The organism is uncultured Mucilaginibacter sp., from assembly GCF_903913935.1.
Taxonomy (GTDB): Bacteria; Bacteroidota; Bacteroidia; order Sphingobacteriales; family Sphingobacteriaceae; genus Mucilaginibacter.
Genome location: NZ_CAIWNH010000295.1, coordinates 1 through 2,035, shown reverse-complemented (window position 1 = coordinate 2,035; position 2,035 = coordinate 1). Strand labels below are relative to the sequence as shown.

The following is a 2,035-nucleotide window of genomic DNA, read 5'->3' as shown; positions in this document are numbered from 1 at the left end:
TTATTTAATATTGGCTAACAGCACAAACGAATTGAAAAGCTATAATGACACTTATTTAAACAGGAAATTTTTGAGCAAAAACCCGCAGTACAGCCAGTTTGATAACCTGCTTGCGGAACAAAGCAATGTTACTTTTATGCTCATCTTTAAAAATGCCGAACAAATTTTTAAAAGAGATATGGAACCCGATTTTTTCGACTCTTTTCAAAACCAGGAACCGGGGTGGAAGAACTTTTACGGCATATCATGGCAATTAAGCGCAGCTAAGAGAAATTATTACACAAACTTTTGTTTAAAACTAAATACAGATACTGTTTTAGTTAAAAATTAATCAATATATACAACTATCGACCTTATTTTTCGTTAAACACTAAAATATTACTATAATAACGGATAATCAATTTGGAATTTTTATCTTTAAAACGAATATAAAAGCTCAGGCGCAAAGCTATTTATGAAGAAATTTTTACTTGTTCTATTCTTTTTATTGATCTCCTTTAGAATTTTCGCACAACAGTTTTCGCTGTACAACACTGGAACCCTTTACGATTCTTTCGAAAATCCTTCCCAAAGGGCTTTTATTCCGGATACCAGTAAAATGTATGCTTCAAATTTTCTGATCCCTAATTTCAATACTAATTTCTTTTTAAGCGGTGATGCCCAGGCAACGTTAAAAAACAGGGCATTTTTAAATAAATACAATAATTCTGCATTACAAATAGGAAAAGGCAGGTATAATATTGTTAATGAGAACGTAAACGCTTACGTGGTTATGGTGAAAATGTTCTCGAGCCTGAGTGGGGATGTAGAAATGGGATTCTCCTGGCAAATGAAATCAGAAGGAAAAGGTGCAATAACCGACGAATCAATTGCAGCATTAAACGGTACGCAAAGTTTTAACAGCGGTCAAAACTATACCAATATATTTAACAGCAACTATTATTACCAAACCTATCACCAGATTAGTTATACCTATCGCGAAAAAATCAATAAACAAATCGCTTTCGGTGTAAAAATAAGCGGCTTACTGGGTATTAGCTATCAGAAACTGAATATTTCCGGCTCACAGGCTATATTCGACAAAACGGGGGATTCAGCTGTTGTTGCCCTTCGCGGGAACTATTATTCAGGTTATATCCCTGGCCATTTTATTGCACGGGATTACTTACCAAATTTGCGGAGCCCCGGCGCGGCAATAAGCATGGGCGCAACTTACCGCACCGAAGACAGCTTTATTTTGCAGGGAAACATAAAAGACCTGGGGTTTATCCATTGGAGCAACCGGTCCAGCTATTATAACTTTAACGGAAGTACATCCATCTATGGACTGACAACACCACAACGCGAAGACAGTATTTACAATAAAGTAAACAAAATTATCCATTCCAGCCAGGTAACAGGATCATTCACCAGCCCGATTGACGGACGAGCGGAATTTAGTGTTTCAAAAAGCTTTTGGATAGATGATAACCATATGTTCAAATATTCTCCTACCGCTGTGGTATCAAAGGAGTTGTTCTACCCCGGTTTTATAGGGGCATTGGTTAATCCATTTAAGTACGAAAAATACTCATTAACACTTACTACTACTTACGACGACCTTAAAATTTTCAATTTGGGTGCACAGTTTATGATGCAAACCCCCAATTGGGAGTTTTTTATTGGAAGCGATAAATTAATGCAAAGCCTGGCATTAGCGGGAGATCAGCTCAACAAAAACTCGGCAAATATCAATCAAAACGGAACTTATACCGGTGCAAATTTCTTCCTGGGTTTCTCATTAAAACTAGGGCCGGTTATTGAACACCCGATGAATGCCAGCAGCATCCCAATGGGCGAAAAAGGTTTTTTGGGCAGGCTTTGGAGCCGCTGGTTTAAAACGAAAGACTAGATATTATATCGAATTTCGAATGTTCGATTTCGGATTTTTTTATTCGATAAATTTAGTCTTTACACCGCCAATTTCAATTTTACCCGTGACTTCATCTGTTTGTCGCGTTGCGGTGTTTAATTCTGAAATCGAAATTCCGAAATC

2 protein-coding genes are annotated in these 2,035 nt (G+C 37.1%); both read left to right on the top strand.

The annotated features are described in order from the left end of the window. Window positions 1-331: hypothetical protein (locus tag QZY09_RS11730; protein WP_295672597.1), on the top strand; the 331-nt coding region annotated here is incomplete at its 5' end. A 123-nt stretch (window positions 332-454) separates the two neighbouring features. Beyond that, entirely contained in the window at window positions 455-1,891 is a 1,437-nt protein-coding gene (locus QZY09_RS11725) for a DUF5723 family protein (RefSeq protein WP_295672595.1), read from the top strand. The last annotated feature ends 144 nt before the right edge of the window (window positions 1,892-2,035 follow it).

Bases quoted from the DNA above. Each gene is read 5' to 3' on its own strand.
- QZY09_RS11725 (WP_295672595.1), top strand. From the start codon at position 455: ATGAAGAAATTTTTACTTGTTCTATTCTTTTTATTGATCTCCTTTAGA.